Origin of the sequence: Stutzerimonas stutzeri (assembly GCF_024448935.1) — a bacterium.
GTDB lineage: Bacteria > Pseudomonadota > Gammaproteobacteria > Pseudomonadales > Pseudomonadaceae > Stutzerimonas > Stutzerimonas stutzeri_AO.
In genome coordinates this window covers 1-884 of record NZ_JAMOIE010000250.1, presented here as the reverse complement: position 1 = coordinate 884, position 884 = coordinate 1, and the positions used below count along the sequence as shown (strand labels likewise).

The following is an 884-nucleotide window of genomic DNA, read 5'->3' as shown; positions in this document are numbered from 1 at the left end:
CGCAAATACACAGTATTTTGCAGACTTCTCCTCAGCCGTGTGAACGCTGGTCAGGAACCGCCTCTATTCGCCGGTGAGGTGGCGGTTTTGATGCGCGGCGGGTTCAGCTGAGCAGCGCCTGCTGGTCTGGCCTGGCTTTGATCGGGGTGTACTCTCGGCGGTTATTCGCACCGGTTACTCGCGCGACGGCTGACCGACCAGTCCCATGTACTGGTCGGCAAACGAGAAGCGCGCGCCGACGCGGTTGCCGTAGTAGAGGTCGTGGTGCCAGAGCGTGAGCGTGGTGCCGCCGTCGTACTCCGCCTGCTGCGGCTCCCACGGTTGGCCGCAGAAATTCAGTGCGCTGAAGCGCATCGGGGCCAGCGCCGGCTGGCCGGCCATGAAGGTGGCTTCGTAGGCGCGGGTCGCTAATGCACCATGGACTTCAGGCGTGAAGCTTTCGCGGCCCCCACTAATCGATCGAACGAGCCAACTAAGTCTCGTGGCTAACCTCACGAGTCCCCTACGTACGGCCATGCCATGCTGGAAACATCGGTCGCAAGTTTCCTACAATGCAGCCATGCCGACCCGCGAATACCCGCTCAAGATTTCCTTTCACGCGACCGCTGCGCTGGAACTGGCGTATACGAAGGGCCATCATAATCCCGCCGAGGTCGAACGCGAGGTGCACGCCATCACCATGGCGGTTGATGGCGGCTGGGTCGAGCCGCAACATGGCTGGTGGCGGTGGAACCCCATGCGCGGGAAGCCTGGCGGCCAGATGATGGCGGCGGCCCCGTTTACCCATGGCGCCTTTCCGGTGACGTGGATGGAGCGGAGGAAAAGCTGAGCGAGGGGGCGCAGCCCGCCCAGCTTGCCGATGTATTACTTGCCTTGTGTGGAGT

Annotated in this window: 2 protein-coding genes; one reads left to right on the top strand and one right to left on the bottom strand. The window is 62.8% G+C overall.

Annotated features, from left to right (window positions below):
- Positions 1-174: 174 nt before the first annotated feature.
- Positions 175-381: a hypothetical protein gene (locus NA637_RS25175; protein WP_020205952.1), complete on the bottom strand. Its 207-nt coding sequence runs from the start codon at positions 379-381 to the stop codon at positions 175-177.
- Positions 382-559: 178 nt separating this feature from the next.
- On the opposite strand from NA637_RS25175, the gene NA637_RS25170 reads away from it, so the two are divergent.
- The gene (locus tag NA637_RS25170; RefSeq protein ID WP_144735867.1) at positions 560-829 is read left to right on the top strand and encodes a hypothetical protein; all 270 of its coding nucleotides are present in this window, start codon (positions 560-562) and stop codon (positions 827-829) included.
- Positions 830-884: the final 55 nt, after the last annotated feature.

Excerpts from the sequence above, each read along its gene's own strand:
- NA637_RS25175 (WP_020205952.1), bottom strand. The coding sequence starts at position 381 with ATGGCCGGCCAGCCGGCGCTGGCCCCGATGCGCTTCAGCGCACTGAAT.
- NA637_RS25170 (WP_144735867.1), top strand. The coding sequence starts at position 560 with ATGCCGACCCGCGAATACCCGCTCAAGATTTCCTTTCACGCGACCGCT.